General features: G+C 72.6%; 20 protein-coding genes. 13 read left to right on the top strand and 7 right to left on the bottom strand.

Annotated elements, in window-relative coordinates; genetic code table 11:
• Positions 1–3 precede the first annotated feature (3 nt).
• The 3 genes from DEI91_RS08195 to DEI91_RS08185 all read right to left on the bottom strand — a co-directional run bounded on the left by DEI91_RS08195 (position 4) and on the right by DEI91_RS08185 (position 4,393).
• Positions 4–1,842, bottom strand: coding sequence for a DEAD/DEAH box helicase (locus DEI91_RS08195; protein WP_375537677.1), 1,839 nt, complete (start codon positions 1,840–1,842; stop codon positions 4–6).
• An 87-nt stretch (positions 1,843–1,929) separates the two neighbouring features.
• A complete protein-coding gene (gene dinB / locus DEI91_RS08190) occupies positions 1,930–3,192 on the bottom strand; it encodes a DNA polymerase IV (RefSeq protein ID WP_111051821.1) in 1,263 nt (420 codons plus the stop codon).
• A gap of 34 nt (positions 3,193–3,226) precedes the next feature.
• Complete coding sequence (locus DEI91_RS08185; RefSeq protein ID WP_111051820.1) at positions 3,227–4,393, bottom strand: acyl-CoA dehydrogenase family protein; 1,167 nt, start codon at positions 4,391–4,393, stop codon at positions 3,227–3,229.
• Between the two features lie 24 nt (positions 4,394–4,417).
• Between DEI91_RS08185 and DEI91_RS08180 the strand changes: the two genes are divergently transcribed.
• Positions 4,418–5,203: an SGNH/GDSL hydrolase family protein gene (locus DEI91_RS08180; protein WP_111051819.1), complete on the top strand. Its 786-nt coding sequence runs from the start codon at positions 4,418–4,420 to the stop codon at positions 5,201–5,203.
• Positions 5,204–5,238: 35 nt separating this feature from the next.
• On the opposite strand, the gene DEI91_RS08175 is transcribed toward DEI91_RS08180, so the two are convergent.
• Both DEI91_RS08175 and DEI91_RS08170 read right to left on the bottom strand, forming a co-directional pair.
• Positions 5,239–6,498: a D-alanyl-D-alanine carboxypeptidase family protein gene (locus DEI91_RS08175; RefSeq protein WP_181439532.1), complete on the bottom strand. Its 1,260-nt coding sequence runs from the start codon at positions 6,496–6,498 to the stop codon at positions 5,239–5,241.
• Positions 6,499–6,610: 112 nt separating this feature from the next.
• Positions 6,611–7,426, bottom strand: a complete 816-nt coding sequence (locus DEI91_RS08170; RefSeq protein ID WP_111051817.1) for an RNA methyltransferase — start codon at positions 7,424–7,426, stop codon at positions 6,611–6,613.
• Positions 7,427–7,555: 129 nt separating this feature from the next.
• Here DEI91_RS08170 and DEI91_RS08165 point away from each other — a divergent pair, with 129 nt between their 5' ends.
• From DEI91_RS08165 to DEI91_RS08155, 3 genes are all read left to right on the top strand, one after another.
• Positions 7,556–8,470 (top strand): NAD-dependent protein deacetylase, encoded by a 915-nt coding sequence (locus DEI91_RS08165; protein ID WP_111051921.1) that lies wholly within the window; start codon positions 7,556–7,558, stop codon positions 8,468–8,470.
• A complete protein-coding gene (locus DEI91_RS08160) occupies positions 8,467–9,105 on the top strand; it encodes a histidine phosphatase family protein (RefSeq protein ID WP_111051816.1) in 639 nt (212 codons plus the stop codon). Before DEI91_RS08165 ends, DEI91_RS08160 begins: the two co-directional genes overlap by 4 nt.
• 91 nt (positions 9,106–9,196) lie before the next feature.
• A complete protein-coding gene (locus DEI91_RS08155) occupies positions 9,197–9,961 on the top strand; it encodes a hypothetical protein (RefSeq protein ID WP_146244234.1) in 765 nt (254 codons plus the stop codon).
• A 198-nt stretch (positions 9,962–10,159) separates the two neighbouring features.
• Here DEI91_RS08155 and DEI91_RS08150 read toward each other — a convergent pair whose 3' ends face one another.
• Positions 10,160–11,242, bottom strand: a complete 1,083-nt coding sequence (locus DEI91_RS08150; protein WP_111051920.1) for a glycosyltransferase family 1 protein — start codon at positions 11,240–11,242, stop codon at positions 10,160–10,162.
• Between the two features lie 5 nt (positions 11,243–11,247).
• Complete coding sequence (locus DEI91_RS08145; RefSeq protein WP_111051814.1) at positions 11,248–12,288, bottom strand: alpha/beta fold hydrolase; 1,041 nt, start codon at positions 12,286–12,288, stop codon at positions 11,248–11,250.
• Between the two features lie 71 nt (positions 12,289–12,359).
• Here DEI91_RS08145 and DEI91_RS08140 point away from each other — a divergent pair, with 71 nt between their 5' ends.
• The 9 genes from DEI91_RS08140 to DEI91_RS08095 all read left to right on the top strand — a co-directional run bounded on the left by DEI91_RS08140 (position 12,360) and on the right by DEI91_RS08095 (position 19,603).
• Positions 12,360–13,118, top strand: a complete 759-nt coding sequence (locus tag DEI91_RS08140) for a 3'-5' exonuclease (RefSeq protein WP_375537676.1) — start codon at positions 12,360–12,362, stop codon at positions 13,116–13,118.
• Between the two features lie 48 nt (positions 13,119–13,166).
• The gene (locus DEI91_RS08135) at positions 13,167–14,315 is read left to right on the top strand and encodes a DUF475 domain-containing protein (protein ID WP_258374350.1); all 1,149 of its coding nucleotides are present in this window, start codon (positions 13,167–13,169) and stop codon (positions 14,313–14,315) included.
• A gap of 48 nt (positions 14,316–14,363) precedes the next feature.
• Positions 14,364–14,948 (top strand): TerD family protein, encoded by a 585-nt coding sequence (locus DEI91_RS08130; protein WP_111051812.1) that lies wholly within the window; start codon positions 14,364–14,366, stop codon positions 14,946–14,948.
• Between the two features lie 46 nt (positions 14,949–14,994).
• On the top strand, positions 14,995–15,576 hold the full coding sequence (locus DEI91_RS08125) for a TerD family protein (RefSeq protein ID WP_111051811.1): 582 nt from the start codon (positions 14,995–14,997) through the stop codon (positions 15,574–15,576).
• 29 nt (positions 15,577–15,605) lie between these two features.
• Positions 15,606–16,184, top strand: a complete 579-nt coding sequence (locus DEI91_RS08120; RefSeq protein WP_111051810.1) for a TerD family protein — start codon at positions 15,606–15,608, stop codon at positions 16,182–16,184.
• Between the two features lie 52 nt (positions 16,185–16,236).
• Positions 16,237–17,457 carry a toxic anion resistance protein gene (locus DEI91_RS08115; protein WP_111051809.1) on the top strand — a complete coding sequence of 407 codons (1,221 nt, stop codon included), beginning with the start codon at positions 16,237–16,239 and terminating at the stop codon, positions 17,455–17,457.
• An 18-nt stretch (positions 17,458–17,475) separates the two neighbouring features.
• On the top strand, positions 17,476–18,045 hold the full coding sequence (locus DEI91_RS16240; RefSeq protein WP_111051808.1) for a hypothetical protein: 570 nt from the start codon (positions 17,476–17,478) through the stop codon (positions 18,043–18,045).
• Positions 18,042–18,602 (top strand): TerD family protein, encoded by a 561-nt coding sequence (locus tag DEI91_RS08105; protein ID WP_111051807.1) that lies wholly within the window; start codon positions 18,042–18,044, stop codon positions 18,600–18,602. Before DEI91_RS16240 ends, DEI91_RS08105 begins: the two co-directional genes overlap by 4 nt.
• Before the next feature lie 587 nt (positions 18,603–19,189).
• Entirely contained in the window at positions 19,190–19,603 is a 414-nt protein-coding gene (locus DEI91_RS08095; RefSeq protein ID WP_111051806.1) for a hypothetical protein, read from the top strand.
• Positions 19,604–19,606 lie beyond the last annotated feature (3 nt).

The raw sequence follows: 19,606 nt of genomic DNA, 5'->3' as shown, positions 1-19,606 counted from the left end.
GCGTCACCGTCGACCGCCGATGCGGGAACGGAGGATGTCGATCCGCTTCTGGATCTGCTCGATGCTCGCCTGCGCGACGGCCGGTCCGCCGCTGATCCGGCGGAGTTCGGCGTGGATCGCTCCGTGCGGTTCGTTCGCGTGGCGCGACCAGATCGAGACGAGGCGCTGGAGTTCCGAGCGCTGCTCCTTGATCGTCATGTACATCGGCCGGTCCACCGGCTCGGGCGCCTTCGGCATGCCGTCCTTCGGGACGCGCCCCTTGGACCGCTTGGCCTGGGTCGCCTGCCGCGCGCGGAGGAGGTCCCGCACCTGGTCGGGTTCGAGCAGACCCGGGATGCCGATGAAGTCGAGCTCCTCGAGCGACCCGACCTCGCCGCCGGTGCCGAACTCACCGCCGTCGTAGAGGACCCGGTCGAACGACGCCTGCGAGTCGAGCGCCTCGAACGGCTGGACGTCGAGCAGGCTCTCGGAGGCCCGGTCCTCCTTGTTCGCCTCGGCCACCATGGCGTCTTCCGGGTTGTACATGCCGTCCTCGGCGTCCTTCGGACGGTCGAGGGCGTGGTCGCGCTCCAGCTCGAGACTGGCGGCCAGCGCCATCAGGCCGGGGACGCTCGGCAGGAACACCGACGCGGTCTCACCACGACGCCGGGCGCGCACGAACCGACCGATGACCTGCGCGAAGAACAGCGGCGTGCTCGCGCTCGTGGCGTAGACGCCGACGCAGAGCCGCGGCACGTCGACGCCCTCGGACACCATGCGGACGGCGACCATCCACCGCGAGGTGTCCTCGGCGAAGGACTGGATCCGGCTCGACCCCGCGGCCTCGTCGGACAGGACCACGGTCGGCCGCTCCCCCGTGATGCGCTGCAGGATCCTGGCGTACGCGCGGGCCGTCGTGGTGTCGGTCGCGATGACCAGTCCGCCGGCGTCGGGCACACCGCGGCGGACCTCGGTGAGGCGCTTGTCCGCCGCGGAGAGCACGGCGGGCATCCACTCGCCCTCCGGGGACAGCGCGGTGCGCCACGCCTGCGCGGTGATGTCCTTCGTGACGGGGTCACCGAGCGAGGCGGCCATCTCGTCGCCCATCCGGGTCTTCCACCGCATCTGTCCGGCGTAGGCCATGAACAGCACCGGGCGGACGACGCCGTCCTTGAGTGCCCGGCCGTACCCGTAGTTGTAGTCCGAGATCGAGGTGCGGATGCCCTGCTCGTCGGGGGCGTACTGGACGAACGGGATCGGCGCGGTGTCCGAGCGGAACGGCGTGCCGGACAGCGACAGGCGCCGGGTGGCCTTGGTGAACGCCTGCCGGATGCCGTCGCCCCAGGTCAGGGCGTCACCGCCGTGGTGCACCTCGTCGAGGATCACGAGCGTCCTGCCGCCAGCGGTGATGCGCTCGTGCACCTCGGGGTTCATGCCGACCTGCGCGTAGGTGATCGCGACGCCCTGGTAGTGCCGGCCGAACATGCCGTCGCCGTTCTTGAACATCGGGTCGAGCCGGATGTTCACGCGGTCCGCGGCGTCCGCCCACTGCCGCTTGAGGTGCTCGGTGGGGGCGACGACGACCAGGCGGTCGACGGTCCCGCGGGCGAGGAGCTCGGTCGCCAGCCGCAGCGCGAAGGTGGTCTTGCCGGCGCCGGGGGTCGCGGCGGCGAGGAAGTCGCGCGGCTCCTTCTCGAAGTACTTCGTGAGCGCTTCGACCTGCCAGGCGCGGAGTTTCGAGGCGGTCCCCCACGCGGCCCGCTCGGGGAAGGCGGGCGAGAGGTGCTCGGCCGCCGCGTTGCCCGCGACCTCGGCGATGGCGGCCGGTGCGGTCGGTCGGTGGTCGTCGGACGGCCCGTCGATCGGGAGTTCGGCGGGTTCCTGGTGCTCGATGTTCTCCGCTGCGCTCACTCCACCCGAGTGTACCGGCACGCGGTCCCCCGCCACGTCTCAGTCCTGCCGGGCGTGCGGGGCTCGCGGCGCGGTGGGGCCGGAGCCACCGCCGGCGCCACGGACGAGCGACGCCGGGCGGAGGACGCCGGCGCCGAAGCGCGCGGTGACCGCGTCGACGGTCGTCTCCGTGTCCCGCCACGGCGCGTCGTCGTCCCAGAGTGCGTTGCTCGCGGCCGCCGGCACGAGGTTCTCGCCGCGCACACCGATGAGCCGGATCCGGTTGCCGGGGCGGTGCAGGACGTCGTACAGCTCGACGGCTTCCCGGTGGATCCGCTTGGCGACGTCGCTCGGCTCGGCGAGCGTGCGGGACCGGGTGAGCGTCGTGAAGTCCGTGTACCGCACCTTGAGCGCGACGGTGCGGGCCTGGACCTCGGCACGCCGGAGTCGGACGGCGACCTTCTCGGCGAGCCGGAGGAGCTCCCGCGCGACGTCGTCCCGCTCGGTGAGGTCGCGACCGAACGTGACCTCGTGCCCGATCGACTTCTCGCCGACGCCGGACTCCACGCTGCGGGGGTCCCGCCCCCACGACAGGTCGTGCAGGCGCTGCCCGCCCGACGGGCCGAGCAGCGCGACCAGCGACGGCAGCGGGGTCGTCGCGAGGTCCCGCACGGTGTGGATCCCCCGGCGCTCGAGGGTCTCCTGCGTCTTGCCGCCGACACCCCACAGGGCCGAGACCGGCTGCGGGTGCAGGAAGGCGACGGTGTCGGCGTGCGGGACGACGAGCAGCCCGTCCGGCTTGGCGCGGCTCGAGGCGAGCTTCGCGACGAACTTCGTCGATGCGGCCCCCACCGAGCAGTGCAGACCGGTCTCGGCGAACACGGTGCGGCGGATCTCGGCGCCGATCTGCCACGGCGTGCCGTAGAGGCGGAGCGCACCCGCGACGTCGAGGAACGCCTCGTCGATGCCGAGCCGTTCGACGCGCGGGGTGAAGCGGTCGAAGACACGCATGACCTGTGCGGACCGGGCGCTGTACTTCTCGAAGTGCGGTTCGACGATGACCGCGGCCGGGCACCGGCGTTTCGCGATCGCCATCGGCATCGCGGAGTTGACCCCGTACTTGCGGGCCTCGTACGTGGCGGCCGTCACGACGGAACGGTCCGAGTCGTGACCGACGATGACCGGCAGACCGACGAGGTCCGGGCGGTCGAGCAGTTCGACGGAGGCGAAGAAGGCGTCCATGTCGACGTGCAGGACCGTCGCGGTGCGGTCGTCGACGGGCGTGTCGGAGACGACCCGGTTGCGTCCGTCCTGCTTGCTCACCGGGTCATGGTCGCACGGGCCGCCGACACGGGCGTCACGACGGGAGCGGCCCGAACTCGGCCAGCGCGATCGTGCGCATCGCCGAGTCCCGCGTCGACGGGTGGTACTGACCGGCGCGGACGTCCCGGGCCAGGCGCGCGAGTTCGTCGGTCGACCGGAAGGCCGACCCGCCGACGACCCGCATGGCCTCGTCCACGACGTGCTGCGCCGTGTCCACCGCACGGGCCTTCGTGCCCACGAGGAGCGGGGACCACCGGTCGGAGTCCACCAGGTCGTCGACGTCCCGCGCGAGCGCGTCCACCTGCAGGTGCACGGCGTCGGTGGCGCTCCGCATCGCGGCCACGGCACGACGGACGTCCGGGTCGGCGGAGCGGGTCGTGCCGTCCATCGCGGTGCGCCCGGCGGTCCGCTCGACCGCCAGCGTCACGGCGCGCGAGGCGATGCCGACGTACACCGAGGCGACGAGCAGCTCGAACGCGGCGAACACCCCGAACACGAGCGGGTCGGCGACGGGCCCGACGGGCAGGACGCGGACGATCCGGTCCGCGGGGACGTGGAGTCCCTCGAGCACCGTCGTCCGGCTCTGCGTGGCCCGCATCCCGAGGGTGTCCCAGTCGTCGAGGTGCCGGACGCCGCCGTCGCTGCGCAGGGCGAAACCGTGCACGAGCCGCGGTTCGGTTCCCGAGGTGTCCTTGCCGAACACGCTCAGCACGTCCCACGCCGGCGCCAGGGACGTCGAGACCTTCGTCCCGGTGAAGCGGTAGCCGCCGGAGCCGTCGGGCTCGGCCTCGGTGCGCGAGTCGAACAGGACGGCGTCGTTCCCGGGCTCGCTCACGCCGAACGCGAGCAGCCGGTCCGCCGCGGCGGCGTCGGTGACGGTCTGGAGGAAGGACCCGCCCCGGGCTGCCACGGTACGGGCCGCCTGCACCCACACCTGGTGCATCCCGAGGCCGAGGGCCGTGGCCGGCGCCGCCTCGGCGAGTGTCCGCTGGACGGCTGCGGTCGCCCGGAGACCCAGCCCCGAGCCTCCGTCCCGGACCGGTACGCCGATCCGGAGGTAGCCGGTCCGACGGAGTTCGTCGAGGTCCTCGGCGCAGAAGGCGTTGTCCGCGTCGTACCCGGGAGCACGTGCGGCGATGCGGGCGAGGAGCTCCTCGGGGACGGCCCATGGACGCTGCTCGAGCGGAGTGGACGGGGTCATGGGACGAGAGTACGGTCGCGAGGCGTGTCAGACCGTCATCCCTTCACCAAGTACGTCGCGATCGGGGACTCCTTCACGGAGGGGATCGGTGACCCGGACCCGGCGTCGGTCGGTGGGCACCGCGGATGGGCAGACCGCGTGGCGGAGACGCTCGCGGACGGCACCGACGCCGACTTCACGTACGCCAACCTCGCGGTCCGCGGGCGACTGCTGCGGCAGATCGTGGACGGACAGGTCGAGGCAGCCCTCGCCCTCGGGCCGGACCTCGTCACCGTCTCCGCTGGCGGGAACGACGTCATCCGCCCCGGGTCCGACCCGGACGAGCTCGCGGAACGGTACGACCGGATGGTCGAGCGCCTCCGACGCGACGGCGCCACGGTCGTGCTCTTCACCGGACCGGACGTCGGGATGACCCCGGTGCTCGGCATGGTGCGCGGGAAGACGGCCGTCTACAACGAGCACCTGCATGCGATCGCCCTGAAGCACGGCGCCCTGGTGGCGGACCTCTGGGCGCTCCGGGTCCTCCGGGACCCGCGGATGTGGGCGCCGGACCGGCTGCACCACTCACCGCTCGGACACGCGACCGTCGCGGCCGCCGTGCTCGACACGCTCGGGGTCCCGCACACGCTCGAGACGTCCGCGCCGGAGCCGCTCGCGGCCCGTCCGTGGCGGGAGGCGCGGGTCGAGGACCTGGGCTGGGCGAAGGAGTACCTCGTCCCGTGGGTCGTGCGCCGCGTCCGCGGGACGTCCTCCGGCGACGGCGTGACGGCGAAGCGGCGCACGCTGCAGCCGGTCGAGCGTCGCGGCTGAGGTCCGGTCGACGCCGCACTGCCGACGGTCGCGCGCTAGCCCGTCAGCGCGGCCGGATCGAGCTCCACCCCACGGAACGGGTTCGCCCACCGCCACCAGACGCCCGGGTCCTCGATCGCCCCGTCGAGCTCGAGCGGCACCGTCACGGGGTCGTGGTGCTCGACGGTGAAGCGGACCCGTCCGACCCGTTCCCCGGCCGTGCCGAGCGTCACCGGCTCGAGCGTCGTCTCCGCGCGCACGGTCGTGCTCCCCCACACCAGGACCGACGCCGCCCGACCCGCGGTCGCGTCGACCTCGTCCTGCCACGGCGCCGTGTAGGTGCCGAACGTCTGCCCTTCGTTCGTCAGGGTCACCACGTGGAAGCCGTCCGCGACCGAGTGCAGCAACCGCCGGACGTCGGCGTCGAGGGACTCGTGGTCGACGCCGCCGAGCATCGCGCCGACGACCGTCACCGGCCGGCCGCCGCGCTCGTAGGTCGCCGCGAAGAGCAGACACGCGCCGGCCTCGTCGAGCGTGCCCGTCTTGATCCCCTCGACGCCGTCCATGCCGAGCAGCTTGTTCGAGTTCTCGATCTCGCCGAGCCCCGGGATGGTCACCGACGCCGTGCCGACGACCTCCTCGACCACCGGCTCCGCGAGCGCGAGCTGCCCGAGGTCCACCAGGTCGGTCGCCGTCGACCGGTTCCGCGGATCGAGGCCGGTCGGTTCCACGATCGTCGTGTCGTCCAGGCCGTGGTCGTTCAGCCACGCGGCGGCTGCGGTGCGGTAGGCGTCCATCGAGCCGAACGCCCAGAGCGCCAGGGACCCGGCGTAGTTGTTCGCCGACTCCATGAGCGTCACCTGCAGCACCCGGTACTCGGACATCCGCTTGTCGGACGGCAGCGGCGCGACCTCCCCGTTCTGTGCCGCGTACTCGGCGTAGAGGGCCTCCATCGCCGGCGTGAACCGCACCGACGGTCCCTGCTCGCCGACGGGCAGGGGCTTCCGCTCGAGCACGACGAGCGCCGTCACGATCTTCGAGATGCTCGCGATCGACCGCTGCTGCCGGTCACCGCTGGTGGTCAGGCTCTCCGGGAACCCCTCGGCCTCGACCGCCGTGGCACCGTAGCCGGGGAACCGCAGTTCCGGCGCTGTCGCCGTCGGCGCCCGGTAGGTCGCGGTGCTCGCGGTCGCCGGGGCGAACGGGACGAGCGCGGCCGCGGCCAGGAACGCGACGACCAGCAGGAGGACCGCGACCACGGCGACCGTCGCGGGCCTCCGGAGCGCGGAGCGGGGGCGGCGGACGACGTTCGGCACGAGACCGGATGGTACTGGAGGCCCGGGGCGCGTCGCTGGGACCGGCACCCGTGGACGCGGAGCCGGGACGGGCCTCCCGTCGTCCGACCGGACCGACCGGCGGCCGTGCCGGTCAGCGGGCGCGCTGCGCGTGGGCGACCGCCCAGAGGCCGACGGCGCTCGCCGCCGCCACGTTCAGCGAGTCCACCCCGTGGTGCATCGGGATGCGGACCGTCGTGTCGGCGGCGGCGACCGCTGCCGGGGTCAGACCCTGCCCCTCCGTGCCCATCACGAGCGCGACGCGCTCGGGGACGTCCGCGACGAACGCCTCCAGGTCGACCGAGCGGTCGGTGAGCGCCATCGCTGCCACGTGGAAGCCCTGGGCGCGGAGGTCCTCGCCCGCGGCCGGCCACTCGCCGATGCGCGTCCACGGCACCTGCAGCACCGTGCCCATGCTCACCCGGACGCTCCGCCGGTACAGGGGGTCGGCGCACCGCGGACTGACGAGCACCGCGTCGGCACCGAGCCCGGCGACGCTGCGGAACACCGCCCCGACGTTCGTGTGGTCGACGACGTCCTCGAGGACGACCACGAGGCGCGCGTCGCGGACGACCTCGGCCACGGTGGGCAGCACGGGGCGGTGCATCGCGGCGATCGCTCCGCGGTGCATCCGGAAACCGGTCAGCTCCTCGAGGAGCGCGTCGGACCCGACGAACACCGGGCCGTCGTGTCCGGCGACGAGCGGCAGGACGCTGTCGAGCCACTTCTCCTGCACGAGCACGCTCCGCGGCACGTGTCCCGCCCGGACCGCGCGCTCGATGACGGTGTTCGACTCGGCGATGTACAGACCGCCCTCGGGCTCGGTGACCCGTCGGAGGGCGACGTCGGTCAGCCGGGCGTAGTCGTCGAGGCGCGGGTCGTCGAGGGAGTCGATGCGGACGGGGTGCACGGTGCTCGTTCCGGTCGGGAGGTCGGTGGTCGGGTCGGTCCGGGGGCCCGACAGCGCGGGTCCCGGGCCGAAGGCGGCGGCCCGGGGAAGGCCCGGGGACGGTCGGCGGTTGAGGGTACCGTGGACACGATGGCGACGAGCGACGGCACTGCGACGGACGGTCCGGCGACGGGCGTGCCCACGACCGACCGACAGGCTGCGGCCGGAGGCTCCGCCGCGGAGTTCGAACAGGCCGTCGCGGTGCTGGAGGGCAAGCGGATCGCGGTGCTCACCGGCGCCGGGGTCAGCACCGACTCCGGGATCCCCGACTACCGCGGGGCGGGTCGCGTGGTGCGCAAGCCGATGACCTTCCAGGAGTTCCTCGCAGACCCCGCCAAGCGGCAGCGCTACTGGGCCGGGTCGCACCTGGGATGGCGGACCTTCGCCGCGGCACGACCGAACGACGGACACCGTGCGCTCGCCGCGCTCGAGCAGGCCGGTGTGGTGAGCGGCATCGTGACGCAGAACGTCGACGGCCTGCACCTGCGGGCCGGCTCGCGCCGCGTCGTCGAGGTCCACGGCTCGATGGACCGCGCGGTGTGCCTGACGTGCGGGCAGGTGTTCTCCCGCGCGGACCTCGCCGCGGTGCTCGACCGCGACAACCCCTGGATCGACGAACCCGGCACCGTCCAGCTGCAGCCGGACGGCGACGTCGAGATCACCGACGTCGAGCGCTTCCGGGTGCCGGACTGCACGGTGTGCGGCGGCGTGCTCAAGCCCGACGTGGTCTTCTTCGGGGAGTTCGTGCCCGCCGAGAAGTTCCGCGAGGCCGTGTCGCTCGTCGCCGAGGCCGACGCGCTCCTCGTCGTCGGGTCCTCGCTCACCGTGAACTCCGGAGTGCGGCTCCTCGACCACGCCACCCGGCGGAAGCGCCCGGTCGTCATCGTCAACCGGGGTACCACCCGGAGCGACCGTCGTGCCGCGGTGAAGCTCGACGCCGGCACGACCGAGACGCTCGTCGCGCTCGCGGCCCGACTCACCTCGTCTGCGATGATCGACCGGTGACGACCCTCCTCTGCCTGGTCCGACACGGCGAGACCGACTGGAACCGGCAACGGCGCATCCAGGGGTCCACGGACGTGCCCCTCAACGACACCGGGCGACGGCAGGCCGCCGAGACCGCCGTCCTGCTGGCGCGTCGGTCCTTCGACGCCGTCGTGTCGTCCCCCCTGTCGCGGGCCCTGGAGACGGGGACGATCATCGCCGACCACCTCGGACTGCCCGCTCCGACCAGCCACGACGGCCTCAGGGAACGCTCCTACGGCGAGGCCGAGGGCCTCACCCACGTCGAGATCGCCGAACGCTGGCCGCACGACGCCGTCCCCGGGCGGGAGTCCCGCGCCGCGCTCCTCGACCGCGTGACCGAGACCCTCGCCGAGATCGCGGTGCGGTACGACGCCGGCGCGGTAGTCGTCGCGACCCATGGCGCGGTGATCCGGACCGTGGTCGACGCCGCGGCCCCGGGCACGGTCGAGCGGTCGACGGTCCCGATCCGCAACGGGTCGGTGCACACCTTCCGGTGGGACCCGGACCGCTTCCGTGCCGAACTCGTGCGCTCCGACGACCCGATCGACGACCTCTCGGACGCTCCCGGCCGGTACGCCTTCGAGTACCAGAACCCGCTCGAACGCCGAGGCTGACACCGCCTCCCCAGGGGCGCGCCCGGCCCGGGCGGACTACCCTCCGGTGCACGGCGACCCGACGACCGGACCGCCGCTGCGAGGTGAGGCAGTGAACGCAGGCGGACGACACACCGACGACCGCTCCCGGGAGCGCGACGCATTCCGGCGCGACCCGTGGGACGACGGCGACGACCTCGACGCCGCGTTCGGTCCCGACACGGCATCCGTACGGACCCGGACCGGTGCCGAGCGACTCCGGGCCGGGACGCTCGTGCTCCTCGGCGTCGCCGTGGTGGCAGCGGTCCTCGTCCTGGTGCTCGGTGTCATCCTGAGCCAGGTCCAGCACGGGGTGGGCGGGGTCTTCCCGCAGCCGGACGCCGACGGCCGCCGCTTCGCGACCGCTGCCGCCGCGCTGCCCGGCGTCGCGACCGTGGACGCACCCCGCACCGAGAAGACCTCGTTCGCGGGCTACGACGTCACCGCGGTGGTGCACGCCGAACCCGACCTCCCCGCCGCCGACCGACGAGCGCTCGTGACCGCGGTGAGCACCGCGTCCGCTGACTCCTCCGGCTCCGGCGTCCGCATCTGGGTGACCCTGGACCTCGGCACCGTCCAGGTCGGGGTGTCGGACTCCCCCGAGACGAGCCAGCGGCGACTCGCACTCGCGGACCGCCTCGACGCGATCGGCGGTGTGGACGCCGTCACCTGCGGGTTCGCGGACGACTCCGGCGCTCGCTCGGACGACGCCGGCGCGCAACGGGCGGTCGTCACGACGCACGGCGAGGGCGCGGGGTTCGCCGCCGTGGCCGCCGCAGCCGAGGCACTCGGCGCCGACGTGTTCCCCGGCGTCCAGGTCCAGACGCGGCGCCCCTGACCGACGAGCACGCGGACCGGCGAGCACGCGGACCGACGAGCTCCCGGACCGACGAGCTCCCGGACCGACGAGCTCCCGGACCGACGAGCACCCGCGCCGACGAGCACCCGCGCCGACGAGCACGCGGACCGGCGAGCCACCCTGGTCGACGCGTCGCCCGTGAGCGACGAGCCACCCGACCGCGGTCCGGCCGGTGCCTCAGCTCCGGCGGCCTGCCGCCCGGTCGGCAACGGCCCGCTCGACCGCCTGCGTGACGCGCTCGGCGGAGTCCTGCCAGCGGAACCGTGCCGCCTGCACGACGGAGGCCGACGAGGCGGCGTCCCAGCGGGCCTCCAGACGGCGGACGGCGGCCGCGACGGCCGACGGTGACGACGGGTCGAAGTACTCGGCCGCGTCGCCGCCGATCTCCCGGAAGATCGGGATGTCGCTGACCACGACCGGCGTCCCCACACCCATCGCCTCGACGAGCGGGATGCCGAACCCCTCGTCGAGGGAGGCGCTCGCGAGCGCCGTGGCGGAGCGGAGCACGGCGAGGTACTCGTCGTCGGACGCACCGTCGTGGAAGACGAGCGCGCCGGTCGGGGCGAGCCGCTGCAACCGCGCACGGTCGGCCGCGGTCACGCGGGACATGCAGTGCAGCGTCCAGTCCGGTCCGAGCAGGGGCAGCGCCGCGGCGAGCGTCTCGACGTTCTTGTACGGCATGAACGAGCCCATGTACACGAGCGACTTCTCGCGCGCGCCGCCCTCTGGTCGCCGTGTGACCGGGTCGGCCGCGTTGACCGCGACGGTCACCGGACGACGCGTGAGGCGGTGCTCGGCGATGAGCCCCGCGGTGGTCTCGGAGACCGTCACCACGCCGTCGGCGCCGTTCAGCAGGAGGCGCTGCGGCCACCAGGCCAGGTGGAACGCGCGCCAACCGAGCCGCAACGGCCAGGCGAACTCCCGCGGCGGCGTGCGGTTCCGGTAGTAGATGAGGTCGTGCAGGGTGAGGACGAGCGCGTACCGCCGACCGCGTGACCCCATCGTCTGCATGGGCGAGAAGACGGCGTCGAGGCCGAGCCGGTTCACGTGCCGGGCGACGAGGGGCTCGCCCGGCTCGGTCGGTGCCGGGATGCGCTCCCAGGGCAGCCCCGCGGGGAGCGACGCGAGCTGGCGTTCGTCGGACACGAGCAGGACGTGGTCGTGTCGGTCCGGCAGGTGCGCGACGACGCCCGCCGTGAACCGGCTGATGCCGTCGTGGCGACCGATCCGGACGTAGCGGCAGTCGATGCCGATGCGCAGGCGCGTCACGACGGCTCCCCACCCGTGCGCGGGGGACGACCCGCGGTACGGCCCGACGAGCCCTCGGGGGCGGGTGCCCGTCGCGGGACGCTCCGTCGCTTCCCTCGGCCCGGCGCGCCGGGGGTGGGCTCCTGCATCCTGCGCAGGACCGCCGACGCGGCCGCCTCCGGCGTCTCGTAGTGCACGAGGTGACCGACGCCCGGCACGACGACGAGCTCGGCGTCGCGGAGACGCGACGCGAGGGCGCGCTGCTCCGGCACGGCCGTGATGTCGTCGCGTTCGGCGGCGACCATGAGCACCGGGACCGGGATCCGGTCGGCGAACTGCGAGACGTCGGAGGTGACGGACGTGCGGAACGCCTCGAGGACGCTGGTCCGGTTCGCGAACGCGGAGAAGTAGCGGTCGTGCTGGTCGTGCACCCAGCGTCGGACCGTCGGGTCGGTGGACTTCAGCATGGCGATGCTCATCGCCCGGACGATGCCGCGGTTGCGGAGCAACGCGAGGCCGAGCGCGCGTGGCAGCCGGGCACCGAGGCGGTAGTACGCGATCGCGACGGCGGTGCCGATCGCTCGGGGACCCTGCAGGGCCGGCGCGGCGATCGGGTTGACGAGGACGAGCAGGCGGGTGTCGAGGCCGGCGGCGACCGCGGCGGCGACGACGATCGAGCCGAACGAGTGCCCGAGGACGACGGTGTCACGGTCGAGCCCGAGCGCGGCCCGGAAGCCGTCGAGCCAGTCGACGTAGGCGTGGAGGTCCGCCGTCGGCAGCGGGTCGGAGGCGCCGAAGCCGGGCAGGTCGGGCACGACGACGCGCACGCCCGTCGGGTGACCGGCCACGAGCTGGGCCGCGACGGACTCGAGGCCGTGGTGGTCCCCGCGGAAGCCGTGCACGGCGAGCACGGTCGCCGGAGGGGATCCGCCCGCCGCGTCCACTGCCGGTCCGTACTCCCAGTAGTGCGTCGTCCGGCCGTCGACCTGGACCGCACGGTGCACGACGGGCGTCGCCGCCAGGAGCGACTGGTACGGGGACAGGACGGGCGGTTGCATCGGCGCCAGTCTAGGGAAGGCCGCGGCACGTGCGGTCCGGTCGTGTCGGTGCGGTTGGCTAGCCTGGCCGCGTGACCTCCCCCGCTGCCGCCGTCGACCCGTCGACCCGGCCCCCGCAGGACCTGACGACCCGACCCTGGTGGCACGCGCTCGGTGTCTTCGACCTCGAGACGACCGGCATCGACGTCGAGACCGCACGCATCGTCACCGCGCACGTCGGGCTCATCGACATGACGGGTCGCTCCATCGTCGAGGGTGCGTGGCTCGCCGACCCCGGTGTGGCGATCCCGGAGCAGGCGTCCGCGGTGCACGGCATCACGACCGAGCGCGCCCGCGCCGAAGGCCGCCCCGCCGGAGAGGTCGTGGCCGAGATCGTCGCCGCGGTCGAGGCCGTGTTCGCCCGCGGGATCCCCCTGGTCATCTACAACGCCCCCTACGACCTCACCGTCCTCGACCGGGAGGCCAAGCGGCACGGCATCGCCTCGCCCGTGATCGGGAACGTCGTCGATCCGCTCGTGATGGACAAGGCCCTCGACACCTACCGCAAGGGCAAGCGCACGCTCGAGGCCGCCTCGGCGTGCTACGGCGTCCGACTCGACGACGCCCACGACGCCGGTGCGGACGCCATCGCGGCCGGACGGGTGGCGCAGGCGATCGCCGCGAAGTACCCCGACGACCTCGCGATCAGCGCGGAGGAGCTCCACCGCAAGCAGGTCGTCTGGTGCTCGGAGCAGGCGACCTCGTTCCAGGAGTACATGCGGGCGAAGCGGGACCCGACGTTCACCGCCGACGGCCGCTGGCCCCGCCGCCACTCTGCCCCGGGCATGTAGCATTCCGAACGGGGCGTGCTCGACCGTGCCGTCCCCTCACGACGCACCATGGGGAGATCCGCGCACGTGTTCCTGAAGACCTTCGGGTGGTCCCTGGCCATCACCGTGATCGCCCTGGCCGTGGCGCTCGTGTACGGCGGGTGGAGCGCGGTCATCATCACCGCGATCCTCGGCGTGCTCGAGATCAGCCTCAGCTTCGACAACGCGGTCGTCAACGCCCGCATCCTCGAGCGGATGAACCCGTTCTGGCAGAAGATGTTCCTGACCGTGGGCATCATCATCGCCGTGTTCGGCATGCGCGTGCTCTTCCCGCTCCTCATCGTCGGCGTCACGGCGTCGCTCAACCCGGTCGAGGCCGTCCAGCTCGCGCTGGAGAAGGGCCCGATCGACGAGCCCGGTACGTACGCGTACCTGCTGCACGAGGCACACCCGCAGATCGCGGCCTTCGGCGGCATGTTCCTGCTGATGATCTTCCTCGACTTCATGTTCGAGGAGCGCGAGATCCTGTGGCTCAAGTGGCTCGAGGCGCCGCTGCTGTTCATCGGCAAGCTCCCGATGGTCAACGTCATCGTGGCCCTCGCCGTCCTCGCGGTCGCGGGGACCACCGCCGGCGACCACCAGGCGATCGTCCTCGTGTCCGGGATCGCCGGCCTCGTCACCTACTTCCTCGTGACCGGCCTGGGCGGGTTGTTCGACGTCGACGACCCGGAAGACGACGGCAACTCCTTCGAGACCACCGGCGAGATGGTGGCCGAGGCGAACCGGATCAGCGGCAAGCGCAAGATCGGCACCGTCGCGGGCAAGGCCGCGTTCCTGCTGTTCCTGTACCTCGAGGTCATCGACGCGTCGTTCTCGTTCGACGGCGTCATCGGAGCCTTCGCGATCACGGCCGACCCGATCATCATCGCGCTCGGCCTCGGCCTCATCGGTGCCCTGTTCGTCCGCTCTCTCACCGTCTTCCTGGTCCGACAGGGCACGCTGGACGAGTTCGAGTACCTCGACCACGGTGCGCACTGGGCGATCGGTGCGCTCGCGGCGATCCTGCTCGTCACCATCACCACCGAGGTGAACGAGGTCGTCACCGGCCTCATCGGCGTCGTCTTCATCATCGCCGCGTTCATCTCCTCGGTGGTGCGCAACAAGCACAAGTCCGGCGAGCACCAGCCCGCCGACCAGCACGTCACCGTCGCGTCCTGACACCGGGACAGACCGCACCACCGCAACCACGACGAAGGGTTCACCGCCATGGGTCTCAGCCTCCAGAAGGGCCAAGCGCTCTCGCTCACGAAGAACGACGGGAGTGCACTCACCCGCGTCCGGCTCGGACTCGGGTGGGACGCCGTCACGACGAAGCGCGGGCTGTTCGGCCGCAAGGCGGCCGAGGTCGACCTCGACGCCTCCGCGGTCTTCTTCGGGGCTGACGGCCAGCCGGTGGACTACGTCTGGTTCAACCAGCTCCGGAGCAAGGACGGCTCGGCGCAGCACACCGGCGACAACCTGACCGGTGACGGCGACGGCGACGACGAGGTCATCCGCATCGACCTCAGCGCGGTGCACGGCGCCGTCCAGCAGATCGTCTTCGTCATCAGCAGCTACAGCCGCCAGACGTTCGACAACGTGCAGAACGCCTTCTGCCGGGTGGTCGACGACTCGACGGCCGGCGCGCCCGAGGTCGCGCGCTACCAGCTCACCGACTCCGGGCAGCACACTGCCATGGTCATGGCGAAGGTGTCGCGGACGGGAGCAGGATGGAGCTTCACCGCCATCGGTGAGCGGGCGGACGGCCGCACCGTGCAGGACCTCGTCGGTCCGGCAGCGGCTGCACTCTGACCCGCGACCGTGCACCGGTAGCAGCGCACTGACGGAAGGACGACCGATGGCGACCCTCTCGCTCTCGAAGGGCAACAACCTCTCGCTGACCAAGACCGACCCGGGCCTGCGTCGGGCGATGATCGGTCTCGGTTGGGACCCGCGCACCACCGCCGGGGAGCAGTTCGACCTCGACGCTTCGGCCCTGTTGGTCGGCGCGTCCGGCAAGGTGCGGTCGAACGACGACTTCATCTTCTACAACCAGCTGCAGTCGGTGGACGGCTCCGTCGTGCACCAGGGCGACAACCGCACCGGTGACGGCGACGGGGACGACGAACAGATCCTCATCGACCTCGACCTCGTCGCGGCCGACGTCGTCCGCGTGGTCATCGTCGTCACGATCGACCAGGCCGACGCCCGGCACCAGAACTTCGGTCAGGTCCGCGGTGCGTTCTGCCGGGTCGTCAACGACGAGACCGGCAACGAGGTCGTCCGCTTCGACCTCACCGAGGACGCGGCATCGGAGACCGGCATGATCTTCGCCGAGATCTACCGGTACGACGGCGAGTGGAAGTTCCGCGCCGTCGGTCAGGGCTACGCCACCGGACTCCGCGGTGTCGCGACCGACTACGGCGTCGTGCTCGACTGACACACTCCCCCAACCCGAAAGGACCGATCATGGCCGGACTCTCCCTCAGCAAGGGCGGCAACCTCTCCCTCACGAAGACGAGCCCCGGGCTCACCGTGGCCACCGTCGGCCTCGGCTGGGACCCGCGCACGACCGCCGGGGAGGCCTTCGACCTCGACGCCTCGGCACTGCTCGTCGGCGCCGACGGCAAGGTGCGCTCGGACGCCGACTTCATCTTCTACAACCAGCCCCGCAGCGCCGACGGGTCCGTCGAGCACAAGGGCGACAACCGCACCGGTCAGGGCGACGGCGACGACGAGCAGATCGCGATCGACCTGCAGAGCCTGCCGGCCGACGTCGACCGTGTCGTCGTCGTGGTCTCGATCGACCAGGGCGAAGCCCGTCGGCAGAACTTCGGGCAGGTGCGCAGCGCGTACTCCCGCGTGCTCGACCAGGACGGCACCGAGATCGTGCGCTTCGACCTGTCCGAGGACGCCGCCCCCGAGACCGCGATGATCTTCTCGGAGATCTACCGCAACGGTCCCGAGTGGAAGTTCCGCGCGGTCGGCCAGGGCTACCAGTCCGGCCTCGCCGGCGTGGCGACCGACTTCGGCGTCAACCTCAGCTGACCCGACCAACGCCCAGCAGCACCCGCACCCACCACGTCACAGGAGACCACCGATGCCCGGACCGCTCGCTCCGCCGGAGCCCACCGACCCGTCCCAGGACGCACTCGTCCTCCGCGCTGCCGACGCCGCCGAGGTGGTCGAGCCGGACGACGCCCCCGGGATGGTGCCGGTGGACGCCGGTCGGCAGGCGCAGATCGCGGCGCAGGCCCGCGAGTTCGTGGACGAGGTCGCCGGCCTCGACCCCCGGTCGCCGGCGTTCACCGAGAAGGTGGACGGCATCAACGCCATCGCGAGCTCGGAGATCGCGCGGTCGGGCGGCTTCTCGTCCCGGATGCTCGAGCGGTCGCAGTCGTCGGTGGCGGGTGCCAAGCGCACCGGCGACGGCGCCCAGGTGAAGGTCGCGGCGACCCTCGGGGACCTCCGCTCCACGGTGGAGGACCTCACACCGAACCAGGCCGACCTCAGCACGGGCCGGAAGATCCTCGGCATGATCCCCGGCGGCAACAAGCTGGCGAAGTACTTCCAGCGCTACGAGTCGGCGCAGACCCAGCTCGACAAGATCATCAAGTCGCTCATGGCGGGGCAGGACGAGCTCCGGAAGGACAACGCGACGCTCGCGGACGAGAAGGTCCAGCTGTGGGAGACCATGCAGCAGCTGAGCGAGTACGCCGTGTTCGCGAAGGCGCTCGACGCGGCCACCGTGTCGAAGATCGAGACCCTCCGCAACGGCGGTCGGGTGGAGGAGGCGCAGAAGCTCGAGTCGGACGTGCTGTTCCCCGTGCGCCAGCGGCACCAGGACATCCTGACGCAGCTCGCCGTCTCCGTGCAGGGGTACCTGGCGATGGACCTCGTGCGGAAGAACAACACGGAGCTCATCAAGGGCGTCGAGCGCGCCCGCACCACGACCATCGCGGCGCTCCGCACGGCCGTCGTCGTGGCGCAGGCCCTGGCGAACCAGAAGATGGTCCTCGACCAGATCGACGCGGTGAACAACACCACGAACGCGATGATCCTGCAGACGAGCGAGATGCTCCGTGACCAGACCACGCGGATCCACGAGCAGGCGACGAACTCCGGTGTGAGCGTCGAGACGCTGCAAAAGGCGTTCGACAACGTGTTCCAGACGATGGACGCGATCGACTCGTTCCGCTCGCAGGCCGCGCAGAACATGTCGTCGACCGTCTCGGCGCTCGAGTCGGGCATCCAGCGTGCGAAGCCGTACCTGGAGCGTGCCCGTCAGGGTGAGGACGACCAGCGATCGGTCACACGATGACGACCGCGGTCGACGCCCGTGCGTGATCGATTCCGCGCACTGTTCGGCCGCGACGACGACCAGGACCGCCGTGTCACCGCCCCGGACGCCGAGACGCCCGCGTCTGCCGCGGCTGCCGCGGCGGCGCGCATCGACGTCCGCGGCGGTGGCGGAGCCGCCGACGACGCGACCGCCGCGGCCGGTCTCGACGACCTCCGGGCCTTCGTCCGCGCGGCGGGTGCCGAGCTCCCCACGGTCGTCTCCTCGCGGGTGCGGCACGTCGAGGACCTCCTCCGCGAGGCCGCCGGGACCGTGATCGCGCGCGGTGCGTCAACCGAGCAGCGCTACCTGTTCCAGGCGATCGTCGACGACTACCTGCCCACGCCCGTCCGGACGTACCGGTCCCTGCCCCCGTCGGACCGCACTCCGGACAGCACCGCCACGGCGACCCTCGCCGGCCAACTCGACGTCGTCGCGGAGACGGTGGAGGACATGCACGAACAGATCAGGAGCGGGGCCATCGCCGAGCTCTCCTCGCACGGCCGCTTCCTGCGGGACCGCCTCGGCGACGGCGACGAGGGTCTGCGTCTCCGCGGAGCGGACTCGTGACCGGTCGGCTCGTCCCGGGAGCGAACGCGGCCGTCACCGCGGAGAACCCCGGGCTCACGGCCGTGGTCGTCGGCATCTCGTGGGACCAGATCGCGAGCCGCGGTCCGTCCGCCGAGCTCGTCCCGGTCGCCATCGTGTGCGGGCCGGACGGGAAGGTGCTCTCGGACGACGACCTGGTGTTCTTCAACCAGCTCGAGAACGCGGACGCCTCCGTGCGGTACCTGGACGAGTCCGACCAGGAGGAGATCGACGTCGACCTCGCGTCGGTACCGGACACCGTCGACAAGATCGTGTTCGCGGTCTACCTGGACCCCGACCCGCGGTCGCCGAAGGACCTCGGCTCGGTCCGCTCGATGTCCGTCCGCGTGTGTGCTCCGGACGGGCGAGAGCTCGTCGTCTTCCCGCTGCCGTCCGAGCGCAACCACATGATCGACGCGGTCATCCTCGGCGAGCTGTACCGGCACCGGTCGGAGTGGAAGTTCCGCGCCGTCGGGCAGGGCTACACGACCGGCCTGACGGGGCTGCGCACCGACCACGGCATCGGCCGCGCGCGATGACGACGGGGCACCCGTTCCTCCGCCGTCGCGTCCGTCCCACCCCGACCGGCCAGGAGGCCCGTCCCGGCGCCGCCGTGTCGGCCACGTCTGCCGGACACGGCACCCCGGCCCCGTCCGCCGGACCCGGCAGCCCGGCCACTGGCGCACAGGCCGGGCGGCCGGCCGTCGCGCCTCCGCACACGTCCCCGGCGCCGAGCGGGCCGCCCCTCGGCTCCGGCTCCGGCTCCGGCTCCGGCTCCGGCTCCGGCTCCGGCTCCGGCTCCGGACTGAGCCTGTCCTTCGGCCGACCGTCGCCGACGTCCTCGGGCGGGGCGCGACCGGCTCCGGCCTCCGCGACGGCCGGGCCGTCGTCGGCCGACCCGGCGGCGACCCGCGCGGCGACACCCCGCCCCGCGACCGCAGGGCCCGGCGCGTCGACCGGCCACACGCGCTCCCTAGCGACCGACGCGACCACCTCGGAACGCGTCGCGCGTCGCCTGGCCGAGCGCGCCTCACGAGTCCGTCCCTTCCCGGCACCGGACCCCCGTGACGTCCGCGTCCTCGGTCCTGACGAGCCGGTCGCCCGCATCGACCGTCGCCGGTCCGCCGTGGGCGCGCTGCGCGTCACCGGGTCGACGAGCGTGGCCTGGGAGTCCGACGACCGGGTGGTCGGCGCGATGACCGTCGACGGCGCCACCGCAGGTCGCGCCGTGCAGACGAGGGGCAACCGTCCGCTCGTCGGCTACGACGGCCGCGACGTGCTCGTCGCCCTGCGGCACGTCCGCGCGCTCCGCCGTGCCCTCGTGATGGGTCGGGGCCAGGAGCGCCTCGTCGTGGCACTCCACGACGGCACGACCCTCGCCGTCGACCCCGGCGACGCCGACACGACCGTGGTCCTGGCGCTCTCCGTCATCGACGGTGAACTCGAGCTCCGCGCCGAGCCGTTCCCCAGGGCGTCCCACGACGGGGACGTCTTCGCCGCGTTCGGGTTCGTCCTGTCCGCCCCGACAGTCGGAGTCTGACCC

It is taken from the genome of Curtobacterium sp. MCBD17_032 (assembly GCF_003234855.1).
Classification (GTDB): domain Bacteria; phylum Actinomycetota; class Actinomycetes; order Actinomycetales; family Microbacteriaceae; genus Curtobacterium.
This window is presented reverse-complemented; position numbering and strand designations above follow the sequence as displayed.